This window comes from Pseudarthrobacter sp. NCCP-2145 (genome assembly GCF_023708005.1).
Lineage (GTDB): Bacteria > Actinomycetota > Actinomycetes > Actinomycetales > Micrococcaceae > Arthrobacter > Arthrobacter oxydans.
In genome coordinates this window covers 21,442-48,302 of record NZ_BRCG01000016.1, presented here as the reverse complement: position 1 = coordinate 48,302, position 26,861 = coordinate 21,442, and the positions used below count along the sequence as shown (strand labels likewise).

Genomic DNA, 26,861 nt, shown 5'->3' with positions numbered 1-26,861 from the left:
GTGTTATGGGAAAGCGCGCTGCCATCCTGGCGGGTTTGTTTGTGGCTGCAATTGCGGTGGCTGTGGGACTCTACCTGTTCCAGCCCTGGCGGATCTTCACCAGCTCCACCGTGACCGAGGACATCCCGTCCGCTGCCCCGCTCCCCGTGTCGTCCCAGGCGCCAACGGCGGAGCCCAGCGCCCCTGCTGCCTCCGCCACGCCCGACGCACCGGCCGGACCCGCCGCCCCGCGGGAACTGGCGACCGGCCAGCTCATCAGCCACGAACATGCCAGCTCCGGAACGGTGAGGATTCTTGAGCTCGCCGACGGGAGCCGGATCCTCCGGCTCGAGGGCCTTGACACGTCTGACGGGCCGGACCTGAAGGTGTGGCTGAGCGACGCCCCCGTCATAGCGGGCCTCGCAGGCTGGCACGTCTTCGACGACGGCGCCTACCTGGACCTGGGCGCGCTCAAAGCCAACAAAGGCGACCAAAACTACGAGATTCCGGCCGCAGCTGTTCTGGGCGACTACACCTCGGTCAGCATCTGGTGTGCCCGTTTCGCTGTGTCCTTCGCAGCTGCCGAGCTGAAGACATGACCTGCCGGCCGCACAGACCGCACAGCATCATCCGGCTGCTGCCGCATTAGGGCACTTCTCCCCTGTGCACCGGCCGCGTTGGGGGCTAGCCTGTTCGGCATCAGCGTCCACCGCCGTCGAGGAGCCGTTATGCCCGGGTTTGTGCAGATCATCGAATTCAGGACCTCCCGCATCGAGGAGATCGAGGAGCTGGGCCGTCCTTCACGAACCGGCGGAAGCACCCCGGCCACGTTCCGCAGCATTGTTGCCACCGCGGACCGGGACCACCCGGGGACCTACTTCACCATCGTCGAGTTCGATTCCTTCGACTCTGCCATGGAGAACTCCGGCCGGCCCGAGACGTCCGAGTTCGCGGCCAAGATGGCCAAACTCTGCGACGGACCCGTGATCTTCCACAACCTGGATGTCCTGTGGGAGGACACCGGCAACGGTGCGGACCACGGCTAGGTGTACTGTCCCGGCTGGTTGATGACACGGGGATTGATTTGACGCAATAAGAGGACCTCCGGGTGTTGTGTGGTGCTTGTCGAGAGCGAACACAAACCAGGAGGTCCTCGTGTCCCACCGTAACGCGTTTTTGGCCTATTCGGGGCGTCTTCAGCTGGCCCGGTGCATCGTGGTTGATGGTTGGCCTTTGCGCCGTGCTGCCGAGAGATTCAACGTTTCCGTCCCGACAGCCGCGCGCTGGTCCCGCCGCTATCGGGAGTTGGGTGAGGCTGCGCTGGAAGACCGCAGGAGCCGGCCCCTGACGTGCCCGCACCGGACCCGGATGCGCACCGAACGGCGTGTGCTGGGACTGCGCGTGAACCGTCGCTGGGGTCCGGCCCGGATCGCGTACCACCTGCACCTGAATGTCTCCACGGTCCACCGCATCCTGACCCGCTACCTGTGTCCGCCGCTGCGCTTCACCGACCCGGCCACAGGGATCAGGATCCGCGGCCGAGACCACGCCCGCCGATACGAATATGCCTGGCCCGGGGAAATGATCCACGTGGACATCAAGAAGCTCGGCCGCATACCCAACGGCGGCGGACACCGCGTTCAGGGCCGGGTACAAGGCGAAGCGAACTCCCGGGCCAGGAACCTCGCAGAAGGCCGGTCCAAGGACCGCGGCCAGGTCCGGGGCTATACCTTCCTCCATCACGCAGTGGATGACCATTCCCGATTCGTATACTCCGAGATCCTGCCCGACGAAACCAAAGAGACAGCCTCGGCGTTCATGCGCAACGCCATCACAGCGTTCACCGCCCGGGGCGTCAAAATCCAGCGGGTGCTCACCGATAACGGCTCCTGCTACCGCTCCCGCGCCTTCGCCGCTGTCCTGGCCGAGGCCGGCATCAAGCACAAACGCACACGCCCCTACCGGCCCCAAACCAACGGCAAGGTCGAACGCTTCAACCGCATCCTCCAAGAGGAATGGGCCTACGCCAAGGCCTACAACTCAGAAGCCGAACGGCAAGCCTGTTACCCAGACTTCATCGAGTACTACAATCAGCGCAGGCCCCACACCGCACTCAAAGGCGCCTCACCGGCCAGCCGTGTCACCAACCAACCGGGTTAGTACAGCTAGGGCCGGCCATGGCCTCTGAAAGTGCCGGGCAGGGCGGCGACGGCCCGGGCCTGGTTGTTGATCTCAGCCGGCTGGCATCAGCCTCGCTGGCCACGGCGGGCGGCAAGGCCCTCAACCTTGGCCGGCTCGCCGCTGCGGACTTTCCGGTCCCGCCGGGTTTCTGCCTCACCACCGCCGGCTACCGGGCCGCCGCGCCCCCGGAACTGGACGCCATCGCAGCCCGCCTGGACGGCGCCGGGCTCGATGGGACTGGAGCGGGAAGCTTTGACGGGGCGCGGAGTCCTGAGGAGACGGGAAGGTACGACGGCGGCCGCGGACTTGCCGACGACGACCGGAACCATCTCGCGCGGCAGGCACGTGAGGCGGTGCTGGCGGCGCCTGTACCGCCCGGCGTCGAGGCCGCCGTCCGCGGCGCCTACGCCGCGCTGGGCAGCGGCCAGGTGGCGGTGCGCTCCTCCGCCACCGCCGAAGACCTCCCCTTCGCCAGCTTCGCAGGGCAGCAGGACTCCTTCATGGACGTGGACGGGGCTGACGCCGTCGTCCAGGCTGTCCGGCGCTGCTGGGCCTCCCTCTGGACGGACCGCGCCGTGGCCTACCGCTCCACGAACGGGATCAGCCACCGCGAGGTGGGCCTCGCCGTCGTGGTTCAACGCATGGTGGACGCAACCACGGCCGGCGTGCTGTTCACCGCCAACCCCGTGACCGGCACCCGGCCCCAGACAGTCATCAATGCCAGCGCGGGGCCCGGACAGGCGGTGGTGTCCGGGGCCGTGAACCCGGACCACTTCGTGGTGGAAACGGCCTCGGGCCGGATCCTGCAGCAGCCAAAGGACCAACCGCCCACCCTGACCGGGGCGCAGCTTCGCGAACTGACCTCCCTCGGTGACGATGCCCAGCAGCTGTTCGGCGCACCCCAGGACGTGGAATGGGTGATCGACGGCGGCGGCAAGGCCTGGCTGACCCAGTCGCGGCCCATCACCACGCTGTACCCGCTGCCGGACGACGATCCGCTCAACGGGCAGGCCGCCCCAGACGCCACGGACGGCGCAGATACCCGCGTTTACCTGTGCGGGACACTGCTCCAGGGCCTCACGCGCCCCATCACCCCGATGGGCCTCCATGTTTTGGGCCTCATGCGGGGCAGCAACAAGGGCCCGTGGAAATACGCGAACCCTGGATTGCGGATGTACGTGGAGCTCACGCCGATCTTCCGCAACAAATCCGGCCGCCAGGCACTGGAAAAAATGCTGCCCCTCGCGGACGGACGATCAGCCGCCGTCCTCCCTGCCCTCCTGGAGGATCCGCGGTTCAGCGTTACCCGGCCTCCCCGCAGGAAATCCGGCCGCAGGGGCAAAGCCGCACCGGCACGGAAGCAGGCCAAAGGCAGCGAAGGCACCCAGAGCCTGGGCCTGGTCCTGGGGCTCATCCCCGCCATGGTCCGGGCGCTGCTGTGGCCGGACCGGGAACTGCGGCGCGCGCAGCGGTACCAGGACCGCCTGGCGGACCAGCTGGTCCTCCCCCTGCCGGCCACCGCGGCCAGGCGGCTCCAGCACACCGAGGACATCCTGGCCACCTCCATCAATAAGCTGATCCAGGCCACGCTGCCGGCCCCGTCCGTGGGCTACCTGACGCTGGCCATGGCCCGCAGGCTGCTGCGCGGAATTGCCAAGCCGCGTGAGCTTGAGGCTGTGCTGCGCGGGCTCCCCCACAACGTGACCACCACGATGGACCTGGAGCTGTGGCACCTGGCGGTGTCCCTGGGCCGTGATCCGGAGGGCCGCCGCGCCTTCATGGAGCTGAAGCCCAGAGAGCTTGCCGCCCGCTACCGGGCGGGCACACTCCCTGTCCCAGCCCAGTCCGCGCTGCAGGCATTCCTGTCCACGTACGGCCACAGGGCCGTGGCGGAGATCGACCTGGGCATGCCCAGGTGGTCCGAGGAACCGGACCACATCCTCGGAATGGTCTCCAACTATCTCCGTGTGGAGGACCCCGAACTGGCCCCGGACCGCCAGTTCGCCAGGGCCGCCGAGCACGCAGAAGCCCGCATCAGCGAGCTGGTGGAGCGTGCCGGGGCAAAGAGCCGGCTGCGGGGGCGGCTGGTGGCGCTGTGCCTGCGCCGCACACGGCAGCTCGCCGGCCTGCGGGAACTGCCCAAATACTGCATCGTGCTGGTGCTCGCGGAGATGCACCGGCAGCTGGCGGAGGTGGGCGCCGAACTGGTGAAGAACGGCACCCTCGGCGCCGCCGGCGACGCGTTCTTCCTGGACTTCGACGAACTCCTCGTGGGCCTCCGCGGCGCGGACCTGAGAGGCATCGTCGCCGCCCGCCGCCGGCTGTACGACGTCGAACTCCGCCGGCGGCGCGTCCCGCGCCTTCTGCTCTCGGACGGCACGGACGTGGAAGCCGCCATGATGGCGGCAGAGGCCGCCAAGCCCCGACCGGCTTCCGCGGACCGCCTGGCCGGGACGCCGGCTTCCGCGGGCACCGCCACCGGGAAGGTCAGGGTGGTGATGGATCCTGTGGGCGCCCGCCTGGAACCCGGGGAAATCCTGGTGGCGCCCTCCACCGATCCCGGCTGGACGCCGCTGTTCATGACCGCAGGCGCGCTGGTGATGGAGATGGGCGGCGTCATCTCGCACGGTGCGGTGGTGGCCCGCGAGTACGGCATCCCCGCGGTGGTGGGTGTTGCCGACGCCACCACGCGGCTGCACGACGGCCAGAGCATCACAGTGGACGGTGCGGCCGGAACCATTACATGGTGAGGCGGTTCACCGGTCATTCCGGCTCCCGATCCTGGTGGGTTCCGCCAGCCCTGCGCGGTTACCGGAGGGAGTGGCTGCGCCACGACCTGCTGGCAGGCACCGCGCTGTTCGCGATCCTGGTCCCCGCGGGCATGGCGTACGCCCAGGCCGCCGGCCTGCCACCGGTGACCGGCCTCTACGCGACGGTGGTGCCCCTTATTGTCTACGCAATTGTCGGGCCGTCACGCGTGCTGGTGCTGGGGCCGGATTCGTCGCTGGCCCCGATGATCGTTGCAGCCCTTGTTCCCCTGGCCGCGGCCAACGACCAGAAATCCGTGGCCCTTGCGGGCCTCCTGGCCATTCTGATCGGCGCCATTCTGCTGTGCGGTTCGGCGCTGCGGCTGGGAATCGTCACGGGACTCCTGTCCAAGCCCATCCGGCTGGGCTACCTCAACGGCATCGCCTTGCTGGTGGCCGTGTCCCAGGTTCCCACCCTCCTGGGGATCTCCGTGGAAGGCGGCACGCCCTGGGAACGACTCATCGCCGCGGTACCCAAGGTTCTCGCCGGTGAGACCAACATGGTGGCACTGCTGATTGGCCTGGCCTCGCTGGCGCTCATCGTGGTCCCCCGCTGGCTGAAATGGAGAATACCGGGCGTGCTCCTTGCCGTGGTCGCGTCCTGCATCGCAGTGGCCCTGCTGGAGCTCCAGGGGCGCGTCAAGGTGACGGGCGCCCTCCCGCAGGGGCTCCCCGCACCGGCCCTCGGCGGCATCGGTTGGGCCGACGTCCTGGCTTTGCTGCCCGCGGCCGCGGCCATCGCCCTCATTGTCTTTGTGGATACCGGAACCCTGTCCCAGTCCCTCGCCGCGGCGGAGGACAAAAGGGTCTCCGGCAACCATGAGATGGCTGCCCTGGGTGCGGCCAACGCCGCCAGCGGGCTGCTGGGCGGCTTCCCGATCTCGGCCAGTACGTCCCGCACGCCGGTGGCCGTGGAGTCCGGGGCAAAAACCCAGGTCACCGGGGTGGTGGGCGCCGTCCTGGTGCTCGGCTTCATGCTCCTGGCGCCGGGCACCACCGAGTTCCTGCCGGCCGCCACCCTCGCCGCCATTGTCATCGCCGCAGCCGCAGCACTGGCCGACCCTGCAGGCGTGCGGCGGCTCATCGGCATGAGCCGCAGCGAGTCGCTGGTGATGCTCGCGGCGTTCCTGGGCGTCACGATCCTGGGTGTCCTCACGGGCATCGCGGTTGCGGTTGGCCTGGCAATCCTGGACTTCCTGCGCCGGGCCTGGGAGCCCTACCGCGCTGAACTGGTGGACGTGCCCGGGGTGCCCGGCTACCACGACGTGAGCCGCCATCCGGACGGGGAACGCATTCCAGGCATGCTGATCCTGCGCTTCGACGCACCGCTGTTCTTCGGCAACGGGGCACTCCTGGGGTCCTTCGTGCGCAACAAGCTGGACCAGGCGCCGCCCGGCACCGAACGCGTGGTGCTGGCGGCAGAGCCCGTGACCGGAATCGACACCACCGCACTGGATGAGCTGGTGCAGCTTGACGAATGGCTGGAACGGCACGGCGTGGACCTGGTGTTTGCCGAACTCAAGGGTCCGGTCAAGGACAGGCTGTGCAGTACGGCATGGGCGCCCGCTTCTCGCCCGAGCACTTCTACCCGACAGTGAGCGAGGCTGTGCGGGCGTTCCAGCGGCGCTGACCGCAGGATCCCCTACCCGAACAGCGCCGCCACCCGGGTCAGGGTCTGGTAGATCCCGTACGCCAGCGGGACACCCACCAGCGCCCAGGCCACGGCGAGCTTACCGGTGGACATTGTGGCGGGCGCCTTCGCGCCGGGGTTGTGTGCGGTGCTCATCTCAGGCCTCCATGGCAGGTTCGTGTGTCCGTCCGCGGTCCGGGCGGGGTTCGTGGAATCGTGCGTCCACCGGTTTGACCATCAGGTTGGCCAGGAAGCCGATCACCAGCAGCACCACCATGGTCAGCAGAGCCGGCTGGTAGGACACGGCGTTCAGCTGGCCGGGCTTGCCCTGGGCGTCCAGGAACGCGTTGACGATCAGCGGCCCGGCCACGCCGGCGGCGGACCAGGCGGTCAGCAGCCGGCCGTGGATGGCCCCCACCTGGTAGGTCCCGAAGAGGTCCCGCAGGTAGGCCGGCACGGTGGCGAAACCGCCGCCGTAGAAGGAGATGATGACGAACGCCAGCGCGACGTAGAGGACCGTGGTGGTGGACCCGGCCAGCGCCAGCACCGTGTAGAGCACGGCGCCGACGCCCAGGTACACCATGTAGATGCGCTTGCGGCCGGTGACGTCGGAGGTGGCGGACCAGGCGAAGCGTCCTGCCATGTTGCCGATGGAGAGAAGCCCCACGAAGCCCGCGGCGACGGCGGCACTCACCAGGGAGACGCCGTCGGACTGGCGGAAGAAGTCCTGGATCATGGGCGCTGCCTGCTCCAGGATGCCGATGCCCGCGGTCACGTTGCAGAACAGCGCGATCCACACCAGCCAGAACTGCCTGGTCTTGACGGCGTTCTTGGCTGAGACGTTCTCCGTGGTGACCAGCTTGGCGGCCTTGACCTTGGCGGGGTCGAACCCGGCCGGCCTCCAGCCGTCCGCGGGGACCTTGATGGTGAAGGCGCCGAACAGCATGTAGGCGAGGTAGACGACGGCGAGCGTCAGGAAGAGCCTGCCCACGGCATCGCCGCTGGCCACCCAGTCCTTGGCGCCGGAGTTGGGATCGTACATTTTGAGCAGCGCAGTGGAAACGGGGCTGGCGATAAGCGCGCCGCCGCCGAAGCCCATGATGGCCATGCCGGTGGCCAGGCCCGGGCGGTCCGGGAACCACTTGATCAGGGTGGACACCGGCGAGATGTAGCCGATGCCCAGGCCGATGCCGCCCACCACGCCGTAGCCGAGGTATACGAGCCAGAGCTGCTGCGTGAAGATGCCAAGCGAACCGATCAGGAAGCCGCCCGCCCAGAACATGGCGGACGTGAACATGGCCTTGCGCGGGCCGTTCCGGTCCACCCAGGTGCCCATGATGGCCGCGGACAGGCCCAGCATCACGATGGCGATGGAGAAGATCACGCCGATCTCGGTCAGGCTGGCGCCGAAATGCTTGACCAGTGCCGTCTTGTACACGCTCGTGGCATAGGCCTGGCCGATGCAGAGGTGGACGGCGAGCGCCGCTGGCGGCACCAGCCAGCGGTTGAATCCCGGCGGGGCAACGGTTCGTTCTCGGTCCAGCCAGCCCATGGTGCTCCCTTGCTCGTCAAAGACGTCAGTGTCCTGTAGCTGCCGCAGCGCATACCCCTCCAGAGGCGAAAGTCCCTCTTACGCCGCTGCGGCCTCCGGCAATCATGGGGCAGATAGTAAGCAAACGTATCTTTAATGCGGTGGGCGGTAGGTAATCCGCGACGAACGGCGCCGCCGGAGTCCGGCGACAAGGAAGGTGGCTCCAGCCAGCACCAGCGCACCAGCACCGGCGGCGACAGCAGGAAGCCCAATATCGAAGGAACCCCTGGCGACGACAGCGCCCTCGGATGGATGCGCTGAATTAGTGGCGGTGGCCGCCTCCGGGTCTCCCCTGCCCGCGGCGGCCGCAGCGGCGGAGCCGTCCGATCCGCCGTCGAACACGGTGACTGTCCTGCTTCCCCTGTTGACCACGGCCACCGAACCATCGGCCCCAATCGCCAGGCGGCCGGGGTCCCTGCCCGTGGGAAGCGTTTGGGCCACTGCATCAGCGCCGGGCGGGATCACCGAGACTGTGTTGTCCACACTGTTGGTCACGTACACCGTCCCGTCTGGACCAACCGCCACCTCCTGCGGTCCGCGGCCCACCCGGATCCGCTGCGACACGGTGGTGCCGGCCGGCTCGATGACGGCGACGTCGCCGGAAAGGACGTTCGCCACGTAGACAGTTCCGTCCGGCGCGACGGCGATGCCGTGCGGGCTGGACGTCCTGCCCACATCAACGGTGTGCGAGGGGCCGGCGGCACCGGCGGGAATCACGGCGACGGTCCCGGCGTGCTGGTTGGCAGCGTAGGATGTGCCGTCCCTGGCCACCGCCACCTCCACCGGGAAGGGGCCGGCGTCCAGGACGCGCTCCACATGGGTTCCACCCGGCGGCACCACCGAAACGGTCCCCTCGGAGGGGCTGGCCACATACAGCGACCCGTCCGGTGCTGCCGCCAGCCAATGGCTGCCCTGCGTCAACGGAATGGTCGCGGACACCCCGCTGGCACCGGGCGCCACGACTCCCAGCTCCGTCTGCTGGGACTCGGTGTGCTGGAGCACGTATACCGTTCCGCCGGCAGTGACGGCCAGGGACGTTGAAAAATGGCCCACCGTGATGTGACGGGAGGCCTGGGCCTCCCCCGGCTGGTGGACGCTGACGCCGCCCACCCAGTTGTAGTCGCTGACATACAACGCCCCGTCAGGACCGTACGCAATGCCCAACGGCTGCCCGACGGCGTCAATCACCGTGGCATCGGCGGCGGACGCCGGAACGGCTGCGACGGCGGATGCGAGCACGAGTGCGGCGCCGGCCAGCAGCGCCGTCCGCACGGAAGAGACCATGCCGGCGGCACGGCGGAACAGCTTGTGAAGCACGGTGTTTCCCCCAAAACTGCTGCCGACCCCCGCGGCAACCCTCCGATCCTACCGCCGGCCGCCGGGTTCGGAACCTGACTTTGGACCCATGGCCAGCCGCCGACTGCAGTGCCAGTATGTGAGCATCAGGTTCACCCCCAGGCGCCCCAGCCGGGCAGCAAGGACGCACGGCCATGACCTATATCAGGGACCTCAGCGACGTGGGGCCAGGCGACGTCGCCGTGGCGGGCGGCAAGGCTGTGGGCCTGGGCGGCCTCCTCCGGGCCGGGCTGCCGGTCCCGCCCGGGTTCGTGCTTACCACCGCCGCGTACTCAAGGTTCGTGGACGCCAACAACCTCGCTGCCGGCATCCAGGAACTTGCCGCCCTGCCACCGGACGCGGAGCCGCAGGCGTACGAGGATGCCTCCCGGCGGATCAGCGCCCTGTTCACCACCGGCACCATGCCCGCCGGGATCGCCGCAGAACTCGGTGCCGCCTACGGGCGCCTCGGCAACGGAACACCCGTGGCAGTCCGCTCCTCGGCCACTGCCGAGGACCTCGCCTCGGCCAGTTTCGCGGGGCAGCAGGAAACCTCCCTGAACGTCCGCGGCCTGGTGGAACTGGCCACGGCCGTGATCGGCTGCTGGGCCTCGCTCTGGACGGCGCGCGCCATGTCCTACCGCGCGCGTGAAGGCGTGGAACCCGGCCAGGTGCGCCTCGCCGTCGTCATCCAGCAGATGGTGGAGGCCGACGCCGCCGGGGTCATGTTCACCGCCAACCCCGCCAACGGCCGGCGGGAGCAGACGGTGATCAGTGCCGCGTGGGGCCTGGGCGAGTCGGTGGTCAGCGGGACGGTCACCAGCGACGACGTGGTGGTGGACGCCGGGACCGGGTCCGTGCTGTCGCGGCGGACAGCGGACAAGGACGTCATGACTGTCTATGCGGAGAACGGCACCCGGGAGCAGCCGGTGGCGGCAGCCCGCCGTCGCGAACCCGTGCTCGATGACCGGGAGGCGGCGGAACTTGCCGGCCACGGCCGGCGGGCCGCCGCGCACTTCGGCGCCCCGCAGGACATCGAATGGGCGCGGGCCGGGGGCAAATTCTTCATCCTGCAGTCCCGCCCCATCACCGCGCTGCCCGAACCGACGGCAGACACCCCGGAGGCGTGGCCCGTGCCGTACCCGAACGGGCTCTACTTCCGAGCGAGCATCGTGGAACAGCTTCCGGACCCGCTCTCGCCGCTGTTCGCCGACCTGGTGGACGGCTCCGTGGCAAGGTCGCTGCAGGCCCTGATGGCGGAGGCCCTGGGCAAGAACGTCATCCGCGAAGGCGACGTCGGGCTGCCCACCGTCAACGGCTACGCCTACTACTATTACCGCAGCTCGGGCATGTGGCGGATGATGGGCAGACTGCTGACGGCGGTGCGTGCCCTGGCCCGCGGCAAGGCGCACATGGGCATCGCCGGCTGGCGCGAGTTCTCCCACCCGCGCTACAAACAGGCCATCAAGGACTGGCAGGAAAAGCCGCCGGCGGAACTCACCGGGGCGGAATTGCTGGCGGGCGCGCAGGCGCTGCTGGACGCCGGTACCGTCTACTACACGGCCGTGCAGTCCATCATTCCGCTGGCCACCAGCAGCGAGCTGGCCTTCCGCACCTTCTACGACAAGCTGGTCCGTCGCGCCGGGGACCCGCCGGCCCAGACGTTCCTCCTGGGGTACGACAGCGAACCCATCCGGGCGGAGAAGTCGCTCTGGGACCTGGCCGCCTGGGCCCGCAGTGACCCCGGGCTGGCATCAGTGCTGCTGGAACGGCCGACGGCGGAGCTCGCCGAGTGCCAGCGCACCGGATCGCCGCCCGCAGGGGTGGACGACGCCCTGTGGCAGGAGTGGCGCTTCGCCTTCCGGGAGCACCTGGACCTCTACGGCCACGCGGTCTACAACCTGGACTTCGCCACCCCGGTGGCCACGGATGATCCGTCCACCCTCCTGGCGACGGTGAAGTTCTACCTGCGGGGGCAGGGCACCGACCCGCACGAGCGGCAGCGGCTGTTGACCAGGCGCCGGGAAGAGCTGACTGAACAAGTGGCCGCCCGGCTGGGGCCGCGCCGCCGGGCCGCCTTCCTCCGGCTGCTCCGGTGGGCCCAGGACACCGCGCCGGTCCGCGAGGACGCGCTGGCCGACGTCGGGCTCGCCTGGCCGCTGCTGCGGCAGATGCTGCTGGAACTCGGGCGCCGGCTGGTGGCATCCGGCGTCATCGCGGAGCCCGCCGACGTGTTCTGGCTGCGCTTCCAGGAGGTGCGGACCGCCGTCGAGTTCGGCCTCGCCGCCCCCGGGGCGCACGCCGCCATCACCGGAGCGGACCGCCCCGTCCGCGCCGCCGCCGTCGAGGAACGCAGGATGCTGTGGCGGGGCCAGGCGAGGGCCGCCGCCCCGCAGATGCTCCCGGAGCGCCCGTGGATGGAGAAGGCCTTCGGGTCCATGATGCCGGCGGCGTCGCAACGCCAGCACGGCGACGTGATCAAAGGCGTGGGTGCCAGTTCGGGGCGGGTCACCGCTCCGGCCCGCGTCCTGAGCGGGCCCCGGGACTTCGGCCGGATGGAGCCCGGGGACGTCCTCGTTGCCCGGATCACCACGCCCGCCTGGACCCCGCTGTTCGCCATGGCCTCCGCCATCGTCACCGACGTGGGCGGCCCGCTGAGCCACAGCTCCATCGTGGCCCGCGAGTACGGCATCCCCGCCGTCCTGGGCACCGGCGCGGCCACGCAGCGGCTGGCCACCGGCCAGCAGGTCACAGTTGATGGCGACGCCGGCACGGTCACTATCGAGCACCCATGAGTAAGGAGCCGGCATGAGGGAGCAGCATCCTCCGACCCTGCGTTTCCTGGGGGCCAACGGACACCGTAACCGGATCCCGGTACCTGGTCCGGTCCCAGGGCCGGCACGTCCTGGTGGACTGCGGGCTCTTCCAGGGATACAAACGCCTCCGCGACCGCAACCGCGTGCCTTTCCCGGTCAATCCCGCAAACATCGACGCCGTTGTCCTGACGCATGCGCACCTGGACCACACCGGGTACATCCCCGCGCTGGTCCGGGACGGTTTCCGCGGCCCCGTGTACGCAACGGCCGGCACCACCGAGCTGTGCAAGCTGCTGCTTCCGGACAGCGGATACCTCCAGGAAGAGGAGGCCCGCTACGCCGACCACACCGGATCCACGTCGCACCACCCTCCCGTGCCCCTCTACACGGCAGCCGACGCCGTCCGGTCCCTCGACAGTTTCATCACCCGCGACTTCGACGCTTTGTTCCAGCTGCCCGGAGGCATCGAGGCAACGTTCCTGCCCGCCGGCCACATCCTCGGCGCGGCACAGGTGCACCTCAAAGTGGGCGGCCGGACCGTCCACTTCACCGGGGATCTGGGCCGCGCCCAGGACCCCCTGATGTACCCGCCCCGGGCACTGGAACCGGTCAACGTGCTGGTCGCCGAGTCAACCTACGGCAACCGCGAACACCCGGCGGGGAATCCGGAGGCCGAACTGGGCGAGGTCATCACGCGGGTGGCCAAGCGGCAGGGGGTCATCATGATCGCAGCGTTTGCGGTGGGCCGGGCAGAGACGGTGCTGCTGCACCTCTCACGCCTCCTGGCCAAGGGCGCCATTCCGCCGGTCCCCGTCTACCTGAACAGCCCTATGGCCATCGACGCGTCCGGCATGTACCAGCGGCACCGCGAGGAACACCGGCTCAAAGACCAAGAATTCGAGGCCATGTACAAAGTGGCCGTCCCGGTCCGCAGCCCTGACGATTCCAAGCTGCTCAACCTCCGGGGCGGGCCCATGATCATTATCTCCGCCAGCGGCATGCTCACCGGCGGCAGGATCCTCCACCACCTGGCAAGCTATGGACCCGACAGGCGGAACGCCATCATCCTCAGCGGCTACCAGGCAGGCGGCACCAGGGGCGCCTCCCTGGCCGCGGGCGAAAAGTACCTGCGCATTTACGGCCAGGAAGTCAGGGTGGAGGCGGAGGTCATCCAGATGGAAGGACTGTCCGCGCACGCCGACGCCAACGAAATCATCCAATGGATGAAGGCTGCCCCCCAGGCGCCGTCCATGACGTACATCACGCACGGGGAACCGGATGCCTCGGACACCCTCCGGGCACGCATCAAGCACCAGCTCGGATGGAAAGTCCGCGTCCCGGAACATCTGGAGACGGTCTCGCTCGAGAACCCCCGCTGACCAACCGCCGGCAGGCCACATCCCGGGCGCGGGTGTCCTACTCCTTGCTCATCCCGGGGTGCACCGGAACAAAATCGATCTTGTTGCCCGAGTTCGAGCGGCCTGCGGTCGTCCGGGAGTACCCGCGCGCGTCGAGGTTGTTCTTTGCCCGGAATTCGGCAAGGGCGGCGTCGTAGGCGTGGTTGAGGGCCTTGCCTGAGAACTCGCCGGTGCTGCCGTCGTTGAAATTGATCCTGATGCGGACGCTGGCGGGGTAGAGCCGGTTCATCCGGATGAAGCCATCTGCGTCCTGCTGGAGAGTAATCACGGAGAAACTGCTTTCGTTGTGGCCGGACTCCAGTCTGGCGCATAGTGCACCGATTACCACAAATTCGCCAATGTGACCTGGGGAACAGTCTGGGCGATGACCAAATGGACTCGCACCAGCGTTTTGTGCGACACTTCACAAGTTTTCGTGTGGTGTGCGCCACTCCGTTCACCCAACATCGTGCACCACCGAACCGCACCACCCGCGCTCTTCCATGGAGGGAACCCACACTTATGAGCGATGTCTTATCAGCCATCAACGGCGTGATCTGGAGCGACTGGCTCGTCTATCTCTGCCTCGCCACCGGCGTCTACTTCTCCATCCGCACCCGCTTCCTGCAGGTCCGGCACGTCAAGGGGATGTTCCAGCAGCTGGTCCACGGTGAAAAGTCCGCCTCCGGCGTCTCCTCGTTCCAGGCCCTGGCAATGTCCCTGTCCGGCCGCGTCGGCACCGGCAACGTCGCCGGCGTCGCCACCGCGATCGCCTTCGGCGGACCGGGCGCGCTGTTCTGGATGTGGACCGTCGCCTTCCTCGGCGCGTCCACATCCTTCGTTGAGTCCACCCTCGGCCAGATGTACAAGACCCGCGACCCGCTGACCGGCGAATACCGCGGCGGCCCGGCCTACTACTTCTCCCGCGCCTTCGCCCACACCAAGGGCGCCGGCTTTTTCAAGGTCTACGGCTACGTCTTCGCCGCCGTGACCGTCCTGGCCTGCGGCGTCCTGATGCCCGGCGTCCAGACCAACTCCATGGCCACCGCAATCAGCGGCGCCTGGACCATCCCGTCCTGGGCTGTGGCCGTAGGCTCCGTCATCCTCCTGTCCCTCGTGGTCATGGGCGGCGTGAAGCGCATCGCCAGCGTTGCGGCGTTCGTGGTCCCGTTCATGGCCGCCGGCTACATCATCCTCGCCCTGATCGTCGTCGTCATCAACGCCGCACAGCTCCCGGGAATCCTCTCACTGGTGTTCCGCAGCGCCTTCGGCATGGATTCGGCCCTCGGCGCCATCATCGGCCTGGCCGTGATGTGGGGCGTCAAGCGCGGCGTCTACTCCAACGAGGCAGGCCAGGGCACCGGCCCGCACGCCGCTGCCGCCGCCGAGGTATCCCACCCGGCCAAGCAGGGCCTGGTCCAGGCCTTCGCGGTGTACATCGACACGCTGTTCGTCTGCTCGGCCACCGGCTTCCTGATCCTCTCCACCGGCGCCTACCGCGTCTTCTCCGGAGGCAGCGAAGACGGCGAAGTGCTCGCCGAGGGCGGCCTGCTGTCCGCAAGCGCCGTGGTGGGGCCGCAGTACGTGCAGACCGGATTCGACTCCGTCTTCCCCGGCGTCGGCGCCGCGTTCATCGCCATCACGCTGGTCTTCTTCTGCCTGACCACCGTCATCGCCTACTACTACATGGCCGAAACCAACCTGCGCTTCCTGCTGGGCAACTCGTCGAGCAGGAAGATTCCTGGCCTCGGCACCAGCCTCGGCCGCGCCACCACCGTCGCCCTGCAGGTGGCCATCCTCGTCGCCGCCGCCTACGGCTGCGTGAACACCGCCGCTGACGCCTGGGTGATGGGCGATATCGGCGTCGGGCTCATGGCGTGGCTGAACATCGTGGGCATCCTGGTCCTGCAGAAGCCGGCCTTCAAGGCGCTCAAGGACTTTGAGCGCCAGCAGAAGCTCGGCCTCGACCCGGTCTTCGACCCCCGGCCCCTCGGAATCACGGGGGCAACCTTCTGGGAGTCCTACAAGCCGGCCGAGCGCGAGAAGGAATCCGCCCGCGTCTAGCACGCACCGCGCAGTAGCACTGGACCAAGTACACACTGGGCCTGGTACACACTGGACCGTGCGCCGCGCCGCTTGCGCGGCGCGCGGTCACACCCCCATCAGCAGGACGCCATCAGGGCGCAGCCTCACCAAGGCCCGGCGTCATCAAGGACCCCTGATTCTGGAACGCAACCTCCGCTGTGATAATCCGGTAGGTATGTCTTCCTTACCCGAATCTTCGACGACGGCTTCAGCCGCCGAAGAGCGCAGCGCCCGCATCGCCGTCACACTCTTCCCCGTGCTGATCCTGGCCGGAGGTGCCGTGGCGCTTGCCACCCCCACCTCCTTCACCGGACTCGGCCCCTGGATCAACCCCCTGCTGGGGCTCATCATGTTCGGCATGGGGCTGACCCTCACTCCCCCTGACTTTGCCGTCATCGCCAAACGCCCCATCCCGGTCGTCATCGGCGTGGTGGCGCAGTACGCAATCATGCCGCTCCTGGGCTGGCTGATCGCGGCGGCCCTGGGGCTCCCGCCGGCGCTGGCAGCCGGCGTGATCCTGGTGGGCTGCTGCCCTGGCGGTACAGCCTCCAACGTGGTCTCCTACCTGGCCCGGGGCGACGTCGCCCTGTCCGTGGCCATGACCACCGTGTCCACGCTGCTTGCTCCGCTGCTGACCCCCGTCCTCGCCCTGTGGCTGGCCGGCCAGTACATGCCGGTGGATGCAGGCTCCATGGCGTGGTCCATCGTGCAGATTGTGCTGTTCCCCGTGCTGCTGGGGCTCGTTATTCGGCTCTTCCTGCCGCGCCTGGTCAACAAAGCGCTGCCCGCCCTTCCCTGGATTTCGGTCCTCGCCATCACGGCCGTGGTGGTTGCGGTGGTTGCCGCCAGCGCGAAGGCGATCTTCGCCGCAGGGCTGCTGGTCCTTTTGGCCGTGATCCTGCACAACGGCCTGGGCTATGCCCTCGGCTACGGCGCCGCCCGCCTGTTCAAGCTGCCGGTTCCTTCCCGGCGCACAACCGCCATTGAGGTGGGCATGCAGAACTCCGGCCTCGCGGCAGGTCTGGCCCGGCAGTACCTCACCCCCGAATCGGCACTGCCCGGCGCCATCTTCTCCGTCTGGCACAACGTGTCCGGCGCCGTCCTGGCCGCCTACTGGCGCCGCCGCAGCACTCCCGCTTCCCGCGCCGGCGAGCCGGCTCCCGTGGCAGTTACGGAGTAGGCAACTCCCCCGTCTTGCGGGCGACGATGGTGTAGGTGCAGGGCACGAGGTCGCGCTCAGCTTCGGGCCAGGCGAAACCGTCCGGCACCTCCATCATGCGGGGCGAGAACTTCCACGGAAGGGTTTTCCCCTCCTCTAGGCGGAGAATCTGCAGGCCGGCTCCTATAAGGGAGTTGATGATTTCGGACAAGGGTTGCGCCCACTCGTAAGTCCGCGGGTGGGCCACCTTGCCGTCACCCGCGTAGGTGCTTTCGTCGTCCCATATCAGCGCCTCGCCGGTGCCGAAGTACGGGTAGCGGAGCTGCAGCCCCTCGGCGTTCTCATCAAGGGCGTACAGGATGGGATGGCCGTCCCGGATGTAGAAGGTGCCTCCGGCCCGCAGAAGCCCTGCCACCTGGGCAGCCCAGCGGTCCAGGTCCGGCAGCCAGGTGATGGTTCCGATGCTGGTGTACACCAGGTCAAAACAGCCCACGACGGCGGCCCGGGCGTCGAGGACGTCCGTCTCCACCCACGTGGCGTCAAGGCCAAGACGCGCGGCCAGGTTGGCTGCGGACGCCAGTGCGGCCGGGGAGAAGTCGACGCCGGTGACCCGGGCCCCAGCCCTGGCCAGGGACAGCGTGTCCGTTCCGATGTGGCACTGAAGGTGGCACACATCCAGGCCTGAGACCGTCCCGTCCGGGAGGAACGGCGCCAGTGCAGCCAGGTCCGTCCGGACCACGCTGGTCAGGTGGTCCGGATCGTCCAGAGCACCGGTGCCGTACGCCTCCTCGTGCAGGGGGACCCGGTCCTCCCAGTTGGCCAGGTTGCTGGCACGTGCGGAATCCCAGTCGATGTCACTGTGGCCTTCACTCATGCTGGCGAGTCTATGCCGGGCCTGCAGGACGTGTGCCGTCCCGGACCATGCGGAATTCAGGCAGCGACTCCCACTCCGGTGGCAGCGTGTTGCGCTTACCGTCAGGCCGGAAGCCCTGCTTGACGTAGAAGGCCAGCGCTCGCGGGTTGTCCTCCACCACCCAGAGGTAGGCCGGTCCGTCGCCGATGGCGGCACGCATCAGCGCTGCGCCGAGCCCTGTTCCGTACGTCCGGCGGAGGGTGTAGATCGAGTACAGCTCCAGCGCTTCGGGGCCGTCGTCGTCGCGGCCGGGCCCGGCGTCCGCGAAGCCCACCAGTTCGTTGTTGGCATCCACGGCGATGATCCGCGGATCGGGAACGGCCAGGTGCGGCCGGCGCCGTTCCACCCGTTCCGGGATGCTGGCCCTGCGTCCGCGGAAGAAACCGGGTGAGAGCAGGTGCGGGTAGCACTCCTCATGCGCCAGCGTCTGCATGAGGACCACTGCCTCCGCGTCCTCCGCCGCGGCCTGGCGAAGCTGAAAGTCCATGGCGCCAGCCTAACCAGTAGCGGTCACGCCTTATGAACCGCCCCGGCCGGAGAGCCGGAAGACTCCAGTACAAAGCGGTGCGCCCAGGACCTGAGACGTGTAGGCACCACTCCGTATTGCGCGGCCAGATCTGCCACCTCCAGCCGTGAATCGTAGGTCTCCAGCAGCGCAAGGAACCCGGCCAGCAGGTCCGGCATGCCGGGGATGGGCTGACCCGGGGGAACCGTCCGCACCGGAATACTGCGCCTGAGCTCCTGCTCAAAAGCCTCCACCACATCACGCCAGGACACCGCCTCCGGCCCGCCGAGGACCAGTACCCGGCCGTCCCATTCCGGGTGTTCCACCGCCGCCAGCACGTACTGTGCCACATCCCGCATGGCCACCAGGGAATGCTGACGCCTGCCCTCCCCCACGAGCGTGACTGGCTGGCCGGAAAGAGCCGGTATCCCCACCACGAGGACCGGCAGCTTATCCATGAAAAGGTTGGGCTGGATGATGGTCCAGGACATCGTGCTGCCGCGCAGCAGCAGCTCGGTCTCACCTTTGGCGGCCATGAAGGGGTTCGGACTGGCGGGGCTGGCGCCGAGGTTGGACACAAAGATAAAACGGCCGACGCCGGCACTGCTGGCTGCCTCAATAAGGTTCCGGTTGCCGAGGCGGTCCACGGAGTCCACAGTGTCCCCGCCGCGGCGGGCAGAGGAATTGGCTGTGGTCACCACGGTGTCCACCCCGTCACAGGCCACCGCGAGGGAGGCAGGGTCCTTCAAATCACCGGTGACTGGCTCGGCGCCGGCCATCACCAGGGCCTCCTGCGCCGCCCCTTGACGGACCAGGATCCTCACCCGGAACCCTTTGGCGAGCAATGTATGGACAATCAGGCCACCCAACTGGCCGGTGGCCCCCGCGACAAGAATCATGATGGTGCCTGCTCCCTGGAGTCCGGGGTGTTCCCCAGCACCCGGCTGACTGCTGCGTTGACGTCGCCGCTGGCGTCCTCCACCGGTTCGAGGTAGAACCGGGCGGACGAAACGAGCCCGTTGGTGACGCTGAAAATGACCACGCCGCGCATCAGGAAGGGAGCGCCGTCGTGCCGTGTCCCGGCCATCTCCCACTCGGTCCACAGGGTGTCATCCTGTAAGGCGGTCCCGCGGACGCGCGCGCGAATATCCGGAACCTGGGAGAAAATCTCCACCCAGTTCTTGCGGACCTGGTCCTGACCGCGGAAGCCGCGCTGCGGGTGGGCGGGGGTCTCATTGAAGTAGTCCGGGGAGAAGCAGGCCGCAAGATCGTCCAGCCGGTGGGCGTTCACGGCACCGAGCAATCGCTGCAATACCTCTTCCGCGGGAGCTGCCGTTCCCATCATTCCCACTCCTCGAATGATTTGATACAGTCGCCTGTATCTGATACTCCAGCATGGAACGAATAATGGCAGACGTCAAGGGTAAGCGCCGGTACAACGCCAGCGGGCGGCAGGAGCAGGCCCGGCGGAACAGGGCCGCCATCCTCCAGGCAGCCGAGCGGCAGCTCAATAGGGGTGGTTACGCCGGCACCACGGTTGCAGCCGTGGCCGGCGAGGCCGGCGTTTCGGTGGAAACGGTATACAAGGCCTTCGGCGGCAAGGCGGGCCTGGTCCGTGCCCTCTACGAGCGGAATCTGGCCGGCGCCGGCACTGTTTCCGCGTATATGCGCTCAGATGCCATGCGGGAACGTGAATCCGAGCCGGCGGCGGTCCTGCGGGAGTGGGGCCTCCTTACCGCCGAGGTGGGTTCGATGGTTACGCCGGTCCGGCTGCTGATGCGTGCGGCCGCCGTCAACGACCAAGAAATGGCTGCGCTTCTCGAGGACATCGAGCATGACCGCCTCAGACGAATGCGGCACCACGCCCGGTATCTTAGGGCCCGCGGCTACCTCCGCGATGGCGTCTCAGCGGCTGAGGCAGCCGACGTCCTCTGGGTCTGCAGCTCGGCCGAGCTTTACGAGCTCCTCGTGCTGAAGCGCGGCTGGTCCCAGCCACGCTTCGCCCGGTACATCACCAGCTACATGTCGGCTTCCCTGCTGCCGGTGACCGCCCAGGGCGGGCCCGGCGGAAGGCCTGCCCCGCCCGAAGAAACCACGTAAGGCGAAAGCCCCGGTTCAGCACCCACCTGGTTGTCATCGTCCCCAGTTCCCCGAGGCCGGTATCTCATTGGTGCCGGTGCTCGGGCTGGCCCTCGTCTGGTCCGTCCCGCGAACAGTATGGCTGTTCGCGCGGCTTCGCGTCACCGAGACTACCGGTCGGTCTTGACCACCGTGAACAGCACCGCTGAGTCCTCCTCGGCCTCGAGACTGTGCAGCCCGTCCGGAACGATCAGGAGGTCCCCGGCTTTGCCCTGCCATGCCTCGCCGCCGGACTTCAGCCACACAGACCCCCTAATCACGTACACCGTGGCCTCTCCCGGGTTCTGGTGTTCGCTGAGCTGGGTGCCGGCGCGGAAGGCCATAACGGTCTGGCGTAGCTTTTTCTCATGGCCGCCGAACGCCGTATCCGCCGCCCGCCCGCTGGAAGCCGCCACCGCTGCCTCAAGCTGTTGGCGTGCCAGGGCATCAATCGATATCTTCTGCATGCGGACACCGTACCCATCAGGGACAGCCAGAGCTAGGGCCCAGCGTCCCTATCACTGGCCTTAGCAAGCTTGTCCGCCAGCCCCTTACAGCTTCGGGATCAGGACCGGGGTATTTTTCTTATATTCCTCGTACTCGCGCTCGCCGCCCCACTTCTTGTCCGCCTTCTTCTCCAGGAGCGGGATGCCGCTGCCCTTGATCAGCAGCAGCGCCACGAACACCGGGGACAGCAGTGCCACCCACTGCCAGCCCTCCAGCACCGGCACGGCGATCAGGAGCACCCCGACCCAGAGCACAATCTCGCCGAAGTAATTGGGGTGCCGGGACTTTGACCACAGGCCCGTGGAGATGAACCTGCCCTCATTGGCCGGGTCGGCCTTGAACCGGCCCTTCTGGTTGTCCGCCACAGCCTCAATGCCGAAGCCAACAGCCCACACCAGGAAGCCTGCCAGCGCCCACCAGTCCAGCCCCACCCGGGTGGCGGAGGTAATCGCGATCCAGGCCGCTGCCGCGGTGAGGACAACCCACAGGCCCTGCACGGTCCAGGTGTTCAGGAAGCGGAGGAAGGACGGCTTGATTTCGTCGAAGCGGTCGTCCTTGCCGTGCTTGCTGACGCGGCGGAAGAGGAAGCTTCCCAGCCGGAGGGCCCACACCACCACCATGGCCGCCAGCAGCAGGCCGCGCGCATCGACGCCCGGCGTGAGCAGGACCAGGAGGACGGTGATGGAGATGTAGGTCAGGGCGCCGGTGAGGTCGTAGTACTTCTCGGTCTGCGCCTTGAACGCGGGAATAAAGGCCAGCCATTGAATGAGGAACGCCGCCGCCACCCCCAGCGCAAAGAGGGGGAAACCGCCCACGGCGGCACCACCCTGGCTGCCGGCGACGGCAACGAGAGCCCCCACCAGCACCGCAATGACAAAAATGATGAGCGCCTTACGGTCCGAGTCCTTCATGAGGATGTTCCTTTCGCACGCCGGGCCGGAAGCCGCAGGAGGCACCGGCGCAACCGCCTATTCAAACTGATTTGATTACAAGCTTATCTAATTACTATATAGACTAGCGAAGGAGAGGAGGAACCATGAGCGCACGCACGTACCATCCGGCCGCCCTTGCCCTTCAGGCAGTGCTGGCACTGGCCAACGAGACCGAACGCGAAGTGGCAGGCAGGCTGGGGCTGAACCTCACCGACTACCGCGCCCTCTCCGCCCTGTCCCAGTCCGGACCCCTGACGGTGGGGAACCTCGCTGTGAAGCTGGGCGCCACGGCCGCCACCACCACCGCGATCGTCAACCGGCTGCAAACCCGTGGCTACGCCGAACGCCTCCGGGGCGGAGGCGACCGCCGCCATGTCAACGTCAGCGCCACCGCCGCCGCCTCCCGGGACATCATGCACCTGATGCGGCCCCTCATGGACGCCACCAACCGGCACATCGAATCGCTGCCCGCCGCCCAGCAGGACGCCGTGGCCGGGTTCCTCCACACCGCCCAGCGCCTCATGCAGGACCACCTGCACACGCTTACACCAAAGGACACCGCTTGAGAGAGTTCTCCACCCCGCTGCTGGTTGAACCGTCCAGCCACCGGAACGCCACGGAGCTGCTGATGCAGCGGTTCCGGACGTCCCCGGACCACGTCGCCTTCGAGGTGCGCGCTTCCGAAGGCGCCATCACGGACCCGTGGCGCCAGGTGACCACCCGGCAGTTCGTCGGGGAGGTGCGCGCCCTTGCCAAAGGCCTCATCGCCGCCGGACTGCAGCCCGGCGAATCCCTCGCCATCATGTCGCCCACCCGGTACGAGTGGGCGGTGGCGGACATGGCAGCGTGGTTCGCCGCCGCCGTCGTGGTCCCCGTCTACGAAACCTCCGCCCTGCCCCAGGTGGCCGCGGTCCTCGACGACGCCGCCGTCCGCCTGGCCATCGCTGGCACCGCCGGGCATGCCCTCCTGCTGGAACAGGGCTTTGAACAGGCCGGACGGACCAGCCTGGGCGTCTGGACCATGGACCCGCGCCCCGGCGCGGACCTTGCCGAGCTGACGCAGCGCGGCGCCGGCGTCCCGGACAGCGCCGTCGAGGAGCGGCGCCTGCTGCCGGACCTCGACTCGGTGGCCACCATCGTCTACACCTCCGGCACCACCGCCGCCCCCAAGGGCGCCCTTATCACCCACGGCAACTTCGTGGGCCAGGTGCTCAACGTGGGCGCCGCCTACACGGGCGTGGTCCGCGAAGGCGGCAACACCGTCATCTTCCTGCCCATGGCCCACGTGCTGGCCCGCGGCCTGCAGCTGATCTGCCTGGCCAACGGCATGCGCATCGCCCACCTCTCCGATCCCAGGGACGTGGTGCCCGCCCTCGGCGTCCTGAAGCCCACGTTCCTGGTGGTGGTCCCCCGCGTGCTCCAGAAGATCCAGGCGTCCGCTGCCGCCGCCGCAGCCCGTAAGCACCTGGGGCGGGTGTGGGTGGTGGCGCAGCAGACCGCGGTGGAGTGGGGCCGGTTCGCCGAAGCGCACGACGCCGACCCCTCCGTCCGCGCCCCGCTCGGCCTGCGTGCCAGGCATGCAGTGTTCGACCGCCTTTTCTACGCTCGGCTGCGCGCGCTGGTGGGCGGCCGCCTGGACTACCTGCTCTCCGGCGCCGCCGCACTGGACGCCGAGCTGTCCCTGTTCTTCCGCGGCCTGGGCCTGCCCGTCATCGAGGGCTACGGCCTCACGGAAACCACCGCGCCGCTCACCGGGAACATGCCGGACGCCATCAGCGCCGGAACGGTGGGCGTCCCGATGCCCGGAACCACCGTGCGCATCTCGGACCGCGGCGAGGTGCTGGCCCGCGGCGTGGGCGTGTTCGCCGGCTACCGCAGGCCGGCGGACAACCAGGACGCGTTCACGGACGGGTACTTCCACACAGGGGACCTCGGAGAGCTCGACGAGCTGGGACGGCTCACCCTCAAGGGCCGGATCAAGGACGTGATTGTCACCGCCGGCGGCAAGACCATCACCCCGGCCATCTGGGAAGGCTATGTGGAGGGCGATCCGCTCGTGGCCCACGCCGTCATGGTGGGCGAGGGTAAACCGTACCTGGGCGGCCTGGTGCTGCTGGACCCCGAGTCGGTCACGGCGTGGGCCGAGCGCGAGGGCATCAACGATCTCGCCGGGCTGCGGGTCCCGGACGACGGTTGCGCCGTCCAGATCGAGGACGCGCGCCTCCTCAGCACCATCGGCAAAGCGGTCAGTGCCGCCAACGCAAAGCTGGCCCGCTCCGAGCAGGTGCGCACGTTCGTGCTGCTGCTGGCCGACCTCAGCGAAGCCAACGGAATGGTCACACCCACCATGAAACTCAAACGCACCGCGTTCACCGAACGCGCCCGCCACATCGTGGAGAACCTCTACGCCGAGTCAAGGAGCCAAGCATGAACACCCGGACCAAAAGATGGCTGCTCTCCTACGCGGTCACCGCCGTGATCTTCGCTGTGCTGGACCTCGTCTGGATCAGCTTTGTGGCGAGCAACCTCTACCAAAGCCAGATCGGCCACCTGATTGCCCCCAGGCCCAACGCTGCCGGAGCCGTGGCCTTCTACCTCATCTTCGTGGCCGGGATGGTGCACTACGGCGTCCGCCCCAACGACGCGCACGCCACCCTGCGGCAGCGGGTCACGGGCGCGGCGCTGTTCGGCTTCTTCACCTATGCCACCTGGGCGCTCACGGCGTTTGCCGTGCTCAAGGACTTCCCCGCCGTCGTCGCCGTGACGGACATCCTCTGGGGCGCCGCGGCCTGCAGCCTGGTCACCTGGCTGACGGCCACCGTCCTGCGCCGGTTCCTCGCGAGGGACCGCGCGTCCTGACGCACTCCTGGCCAAAGCAGCAAGCACCGGTGCGGGTCCGACGGCGGCACGCACCCTCCGCCGTCGTCCTTTCCTTAGGCGTCAACGACGTCCTGCAGCACCTCGTTGTGGCGGAGGAACCACGGCTTGAACGGCGGATCAAAGCGGGCGAACCGGGGCGGACCCACGGGCGCCAGCCCTACCAGGTTCAGCGCGGCCTGCAGCCCCTCGTTGTGCCGGGCAAACGCAGCCTCCGAACCGCTGCCGGAGAACCGGACAACCGCTGTCAGGGAGCCGGGGACAGCACGGATTTTCACGTCGGGATTCTGCGGCACGGGCGCCGTCTCTGCGGTGACCCCCGCGGGCAGCACAAAAGCAACGGAAAAATCAGTGGGTGCACCGCCCTGCAGCGGGCCGCTTTGGAGCACGGGGGCGGTCATCGCCAGCTTCTGCGAGGCCCCCGGCGCCTGGATGACGGACGCCGTCATGGCGAGCTTCTGCCGCGCGGTGTTGCTGCCGCTGATGTAGTTGAAGAGGTGCCGGAATGCGGCGTTCCCGGCACGGTCAAAGGTCGCCTTGACCTGGACTTCCGCCACAGCATAGGCGGGATAGCGGCGCAGCTCGAAGTGCGGGTAGCGCCTCACGAGCTCATAGGGTTGCTGTTCAGTCATGGTCCCTCAGACCCTACGCCGCAAAGCCCCGAAGCGTAACCCGCGCGGCGCCATTGGGTAGTGTCTGATCATGGACAGCGACACCCTGCTCAACTTCCTGTTGGTCCTCTTCTTTGTGCTGCTGGGCGGGGTGTTCGCGGGCACGGAGATGGCGCTGGTGTCCCTCCGCGAGAGCCAGGTCCGCCGCATGGAAAAGTCCGGCAAGCGCGGGGCGCGGATCGCCGCCCTGGCGGGCAACCCCAACCGGTTCCTGTCCACCGTCCAGATCGGCGTCACGCTGTCCGGGTTCTTCTCCGCCGCGTACGGCGCGTCCACCATCGCGCCGGACGTCGAGCCCCTCCTGGAAGGCATCGGCTTCGGCTCCGCGGCCGAGCCGGTCGCCTTCATCGGCATGACGCTGCTGGTGGCGTACCTCTCCCTGGTGCTCGGCGAACTGGTGCCCAAGCGCCTGGCCATGCAGAGCGCCGTCGGCTTTACCAAGGTCCTGGCCCCGCCGCTGGGCGTCCTCTCCGAGATCATGCGGCCCGCCGTCTGGCTGCTGTCCGTCTCCACGGACGCGGTGGTGCGGCTCTTCGGCGGCGACCCCCATGCCAAGCAGGAAAGCATCAGCTCCGAGGAACTGTGGGACATGGTGGCCGAGAGCGACATGCTGGAGGAACACAGCCGCGTTATCCTCAGCGACGTGTTCGGCGCCGGCGAACGCTCGCTGCAGGAGGTGATGCGCCCGCGCACCGAGGTGACGTTCATCAACGGCAGCCTGAGCATCGCCGAGGCACGCAGCATGGTGCGGGACGGCCCGTTCTCGCGCTATCCCGTCATGGACAAAACGCCCGACGACGTCCTGGGGTTTGTCCACATTCGTGACCTTATGCCCCGCGAGGGAGGGTACGACGACGGTCCGGTGCGGGGCATCGTGCGGGAGATCCTTCCGCTGCCGGGCACCAACAAAGTGCTGCCCTCGCTGTCCCGGATGCGCCGCCTGGGCCAGCACATCGCGCTGGTGCTGGACGAGTACGGCGGCACGGACGGCATCGTCACCCTCGAGGACCTGGTGGAGGAGCTGGTAGGCGAGATCTATGACGAGTACGACACCGGTGTGGACGCCGAGGACCGGATCACGCGGGCCAACGGGACGGTGGAGGTGGACGGCGCCCTGATCCTGCAGGAGTTCGAAACGGCGTCCGGCATCGAACTGCCGGAGGGCCACTATGAGACCGTGGCCGGATACGTCATCGACCGGCTGGGCCGGCTCCCCCGGGTGGGCGACAGCGTTGAGGTGGCCGGCCACGTGCTCACCGTGGCGGCGATGGACCGGCTGCGCATCTCCCGGATCCGGGTCACTCCCGCGGAAGGGCAGGCGGCATTCTAGGGGCCGAAGATGGTGTCCTCTGTCCTCA

General features: G+C 68.2%; 24 protein-coding genes and 1 pseudogene. 14 read left to right on the top strand and 11 right to left on the bottom strand.

Annotation, left to right across the window (positions count from 1 at the left end):
• The first annotated feature begins 5 nt into the window (after positions 1-5).
• The 5 genes from NFU08_RS14455 to NFU08_RS14435 all read left to right on the top strand — a co-directional run bounded on the left by NFU08_RS14455 (position 6) and on the right by NFU08_RS14435 (position 6,565).
• Positions 6-578 (top strand): DM13 domain-containing protein, encoded by a 573-nt coding sequence (locus NFU08_RS14455; RefSeq protein ID WP_251424285.1) that lies wholly within the window; start codon positions 6-8, stop codon positions 576-578.
• A gap of 129 nt (positions 579-707) precedes the next feature.
• A complete protein-coding gene (locus NFU08_RS14450; protein WP_251424283.1) occupies positions 708-1,025 on the top strand; it encodes a hypothetical protein in 318 nt (105 codons plus the stop codon).
• A 109-nt stretch (positions 1,026-1,134) separates the two neighbouring features.
• Positions 1,135-2,139, top strand: coding sequence for an IS481 family transposase (locus NFU08_RS14445; RefSeq protein WP_251424281.1), 1,005 nt, complete (start codon positions 1,135-1,137; stop codon positions 2,137-2,139).
• A gap of 17 nt (positions 2,140-2,156) precedes the next feature.
• On the top strand, positions 2,157-4,910 hold the full coding sequence (locus NFU08_RS14440) for a PEP/pyruvate-binding domain-containing protein (protein WP_251424279.1): 2,754 nt from the start codon (positions 2,157-2,159) through the stop codon (positions 4,908-4,910).
• Complete coding sequence (locus tag NFU08_RS14435) at positions 4,907-6,565, top strand: SulP family inorganic anion transporter (RefSeq protein ID WP_251424277.1); 1,659 nt, start codon at positions 4,907-4,909, stop codon at positions 6,563-6,565. The genes NFU08_RS14440 and NFU08_RS14435 overlap by 4 nt, the downstream gene beginning before the upstream one ends.
• A 44-nt stretch (positions 6,566-6,609) precedes the next feature.
• Here the strand turns inward: NFU08_RS14435 and NFU08_RS14430 are convergent, their stop codons facing one another.
• The 3 genes from NFU08_RS14430 to NFU08_RS14420 all read right to left on the bottom strand — a co-directional run bounded on the left by NFU08_RS14430 (position 6,610) and on the right by NFU08_RS14420 (position 9,505).
• On the bottom strand, positions 6,610-6,753 hold the full coding sequence (locus NFU08_RS14430) for a hypothetical protein (RefSeq protein ID WP_174175771.1): 144 nt from the start codon (positions 6,751-6,753) through the stop codon (positions 6,610-6,612).
• A gap of 1 nt (position 6,754) precedes the next feature.
• A complete protein-coding gene (locus NFU08_RS14425) occupies positions 6,755-8,149 on the bottom strand; it encodes an OFA family MFS transporter (RefSeq protein WP_251424276.1) in 1,395 nt (464 codons plus the stop codon).
• A 132-nt stretch (positions 8,150-8,281) separates the two neighbouring features.
• Entirely contained in the window at positions 8,282-9,505 is a 1,224-nt protein-coding gene (locus tag NFU08_RS14420) for a hypothetical protein (protein WP_251424274.1), read from the bottom strand.
• Positions 9,506-9,678: 173 nt separating this feature from the next.
• On the opposite strand from NFU08_RS14420, the gene NFU08_RS14415 reads away from it, so the two are divergent.
• Complete coding sequence (locus NFU08_RS14415) at positions 9,679-12,318, top strand: PEP/pyruvate-binding domain-containing protein (protein WP_251424271.1); 2,640 nt, start codon at positions 9,679-9,681, stop codon at positions 12,316-12,318.
• 13 nt (positions 12,319-12,331) lie between these two features.
• Positions 12,332-13,718: pseudogene (locus tag NFU08_RS14410) on the top strand (MBL fold metallo-hydrolase RNA specificity domain-containing protein).
• Positions 13,719-13,755: 37 nt separating this feature from the next.
• Here NFU08_RS14410 and NFU08_RS14405 read toward each other — a convergent pair.
• Complete coding sequence (locus NFU08_RS14405; protein WP_251424269.1) at positions 13,756-14,025, bottom strand: hypothetical protein; 270 nt, start codon at positions 14,023-14,025, stop codon at positions 13,756-13,758.
• Positions 14,026-14,258: 233 nt separating this feature from the next.
• Between NFU08_RS14405 and NFU08_RS14400 the strand changes: the two genes are divergently transcribed.
• Both NFU08_RS14400 and NFU08_RS14395 read left to right on the top strand, forming a co-directional pair.
• On the top strand, positions 14,259-15,800 hold the full coding sequence (locus NFU08_RS14400) for a sodium:alanine symporter family protein (protein WP_251424267.1): 1,542 nt from the start codon (positions 14,259-14,261) through the stop codon (positions 15,798-15,800).
• 196 nt (positions 15,801-15,996) lie between these two features.
• Positions 15,997-17,001 (top strand): bile acid:sodium symporter family protein, encoded by a 1,005-nt coding sequence (locus NFU08_RS14395; protein WP_251424265.1) that lies wholly within the window; start codon positions 15,997-15,999, stop codon positions 16,999-17,001.
• On the opposite strand, the gene NFU08_RS14390 is transcribed toward NFU08_RS14395, so the two are convergent.
• From NFU08_RS14390 to NFU08_RS14375, 4 genes are read right to left on the bottom strand one after another with little or no spacing between them, the layout of a single operon-like run.
• Positions 16,991-17,854, bottom strand: coding sequence for a bifunctional 2-polyprenyl-6-hydroxyphenol methylase/3-demethylubiquinol 3-O-methyltransferase UbiG (locus tag NFU08_RS14390; protein ID WP_251424263.1), 864 nt, complete (start codon positions 17,852-17,854; stop codon positions 16,991-16,993). The genes NFU08_RS14395 and NFU08_RS14390 overlap by 11 nt on opposite strands.
• Positions 17,855-17,864: 10 nt before the next feature.
• On the bottom strand, positions 17,865-18,380 hold the full coding sequence (locus NFU08_RS14385; protein ID WP_174175787.1) for a GNAT family N-acetyltransferase: 516 nt from the start codon (positions 18,378-18,380) through the stop codon (positions 17,865-17,867).
• Between the two features lie 23 nt (positions 18,381-18,403).
• Positions 18,404-19,297 carry an SDR family oxidoreductase gene (locus tag NFU08_RS14380; protein WP_174175789.1) on the bottom strand — a complete coding sequence of 298 codons (894 nt, stop codon included), beginning with the start codon at positions 19,295-19,297 and terminating at the stop codon, positions 18,404-18,406.
• Positions 19,294-19,743, bottom strand: a complete 450-nt coding sequence (locus tag NFU08_RS14375; protein WP_174175791.1) for a nuclear transport factor 2 family protein — start codon at positions 19,741-19,743, stop codon at positions 19,294-19,296. The genes NFU08_RS14380 and NFU08_RS14375 overlap by 4 nt, the downstream gene beginning before the upstream one ends.
• 62 nt (positions 19,744-19,805) lie before the next feature.
• On the opposite strand from NFU08_RS14375, the gene NFU08_RS14370 reads away from it, so the two are divergent.
• On the top strand, positions 19,806-20,498 hold the full coding sequence (locus tag NFU08_RS14370; RefSeq protein WP_174175793.1) for a TetR/AcrR family transcriptional regulator: 693 nt from the start codon (positions 19,806-19,808) through the stop codon (positions 20,496-20,498).
• 149 nt (positions 20,499-20,647) lie between these two features.
• Here the strand turns inward: NFU08_RS14370 and NFU08_RS14365 are convergent, their stop codons facing one another.
• Positions 20,648-20,983: a cupin domain-containing protein gene (locus NFU08_RS14365; RefSeq protein ID WP_251424261.1), complete on the bottom strand. Its 336-nt coding sequence runs from the start codon at positions 20,981-20,983 to the stop codon at positions 20,648-20,650.
• Between the two features lie 84 nt (positions 20,984-21,067).
• Positions 21,068-21,934 (bottom strand): DUF1295 domain-containing protein, encoded by an 867-nt coding sequence (locus tag NFU08_RS14360; RefSeq protein ID WP_174175797.1) that lies wholly within the window; start codon positions 21,932-21,934, stop codon positions 21,068-21,070.
• Between the two features lie 125 nt (positions 21,935-22,059).
• Between NFU08_RS14360 and NFU08_RS14355 the strand changes: the two genes are divergently transcribed.
• The 3 genes from NFU08_RS14355 to NFU08_RS14345 are packed head-to-tail and all read left to right on the top strand — an operon-like array spanning position 22,060 to position 24,814.
• Positions 22,060-22,521, top strand: a complete 462-nt coding sequence (locus tag NFU08_RS14355; protein WP_174175799.1) for a MarR family winged helix-turn-helix transcriptional regulator — start codon at positions 22,060-22,062, stop codon at positions 22,519-22,521.
• Positions 22,518-24,386, top strand: coding sequence for a long-chain fatty acid--CoA ligase (locus NFU08_RS14350; protein WP_397425879.1), 1,869 nt, complete (start codon positions 22,518-22,520; stop codon positions 24,384-24,386). Before NFU08_RS14355 ends, NFU08_RS14350 begins: the two co-directional genes overlap by 4 nt.
• Complete coding sequence (locus NFU08_RS14345) at positions 24,383-24,814, top strand: DUF2177 family protein (RefSeq protein ID WP_251424259.1); 432 nt, start codon at positions 24,383-24,385, stop codon at positions 24,812-24,814. Before NFU08_RS14350 ends, NFU08_RS14345 begins: the two co-directional genes overlap by 4 nt.
• Before the next feature lie 74 nt (positions 24,815-24,888).
• On the opposite strand, the gene NFU08_RS14340 is transcribed toward NFU08_RS14345, so the two are convergent.
• Positions 24,889-25,464: a heme-binding protein gene (locus NFU08_RS14340; RefSeq protein WP_251424257.1), complete on the bottom strand. Its 576-nt coding sequence runs from the start codon at positions 25,462-25,464 to the stop codon at positions 24,889-24,891.
• A 70-nt stretch (positions 25,465-25,534) separates the two neighbouring features.
• Between NFU08_RS14340 and NFU08_RS14335 the strand changes: the two genes are divergently transcribed.
• Positions 25,535-26,833 (top strand): hemolysin family protein, encoded by a 1,299-nt coding sequence (locus tag NFU08_RS14335; protein ID WP_251424255.1) that lies wholly within the window; start codon positions 25,535-25,537, stop codon positions 26,831-26,833.
• Positions 26,834-26,861: the final 28 nt, after the last annotated feature.

Bases quoted from the DNA above. Each gene is read 5' to 3' on its own strand.
- NFU08_RS14455 (WP_251424285.1), top strand. From the start codon at position 6: ATGGGAAAGCGCGCTGCCATCCTGGCGGGTTTGTTTGTGGCTGCAATT.
- NFU08_RS14450 (WP_251424283.1), top strand. From the start codon at position 708: ATGCCCGGGTTTGTGCAGATCATCGAATTCAGGACCTCCCGCATCGAG.
- NFU08_RS14440 (WP_251424279.1), top strand. From the start codon at position 2,157: ATGGCCTCTGAAAGTGCCGGGCAGGGCGGCGACGGCCCGGGCCTGGTT.
- NFU08_RS14430 (WP_174175771.1), bottom strand. From the start codon at position 6,753: ATGAGCACCGCACACAACCCCGGCGCGAAGGCGCCCGCCACAATGTCC.
- NFU08_RS14425 (WP_251424276.1), bottom strand. From the start codon at position 8,149: ATGGGCTGGCTGGACCGAGAACGAACCGTTGCCCCGCCGGGATTCAAC.
- NFU08_RS14415 (WP_251424271.1), top strand. From the start codon at position 9,679: ATGACCTATATCAGGGACCTCAGCGACGTGGGGCCAGGCGACGTCGCC.
- NFU08_RS14400 (WP_251424267.1), top strand. From the start codon at position 14,259: ATGAGCGATGTCTTATCAGCCATCAACGGCGTGATCTGGAGCGACTGG.
- NFU08_RS14395 (WP_251424265.1), top strand. From the start codon at position 15,997: ATGTCTTCCTTACCCGAATCTTCGACGACGGCTTCAGCCGCCGAAGAG.
- NFU08_RS14390 (WP_251424263.1), bottom strand. From the start codon at position 17,854: ATGAGTGAAGGCCACAGTGACATCGACTGGGATTCCGCACGTGCCAGC.
- NFU08_RS14385 (WP_174175787.1), bottom strand. From the start codon at position 18,380: ATGGACTTTCAGCTTCGCCAGGCCGCGGCGGAGGACGCGGAGGCAGTG.
- NFU08_RS14380 (WP_174175789.1), bottom strand. From the start codon at position 19,297: ATGATTCTTGTCGCGGGGGCCACCGGCCAGTTGGGTGGCCTGATTGTC.
- NFU08_RS14375 (WP_174175791.1), bottom strand. From the start codon at position 19,743: ATGATGGGAACGGCAGCTCCCGCGGAAGAGGTATTGCAGCGATTGCTC.
- NFU08_RS14370 (WP_174175793.1), top strand. From the start codon at position 19,806: ATGGCAGACGTCAAGGGTAAGCGCCGGTACAACGCCAGCGGGCGGCAG.
- NFU08_RS14365 (WP_251424261.1), bottom strand. From the start codon at position 20,983: ATGCAGAAGATATCGATTGATGCCCTGGCACGCCAACAGCTTGAGGCA.
- NFU08_RS14360 (WP_174175797.1), bottom strand. From the start codon at position 21,934: ATGAAGGACTCGGACCGTAAGGCGCTCATCATTTTTGTCATTGCGGTG.
- NFU08_RS14355 (WP_174175799.1), top strand. From the start codon at position 22,060: ATGAGCGCACGCACGTACCATCCGGCCGCCCTTGCCCTTCAGGCAGTG.
- NFU08_RS14345 (WP_251424259.1), top strand. From the start codon at position 24,383: ATGAACACCCGGACCAAAAGATGGCTGCTCTCCTACGCGGTCACCGCC.
- NFU08_RS14340 (WP_251424257.1), bottom strand. From the start codon at position 25,464: ATGACTGAACAGCAACCCTATGAGCTCGTGAGGCGCTACCCGCACTTC.
- NFU08_RS14335 (WP_251424255.1), top strand. From the start codon at position 25,535: ATGGACAGCGACACCCTGCTCAACTTCCTGTTGGTCCTCTTCTTTGTG.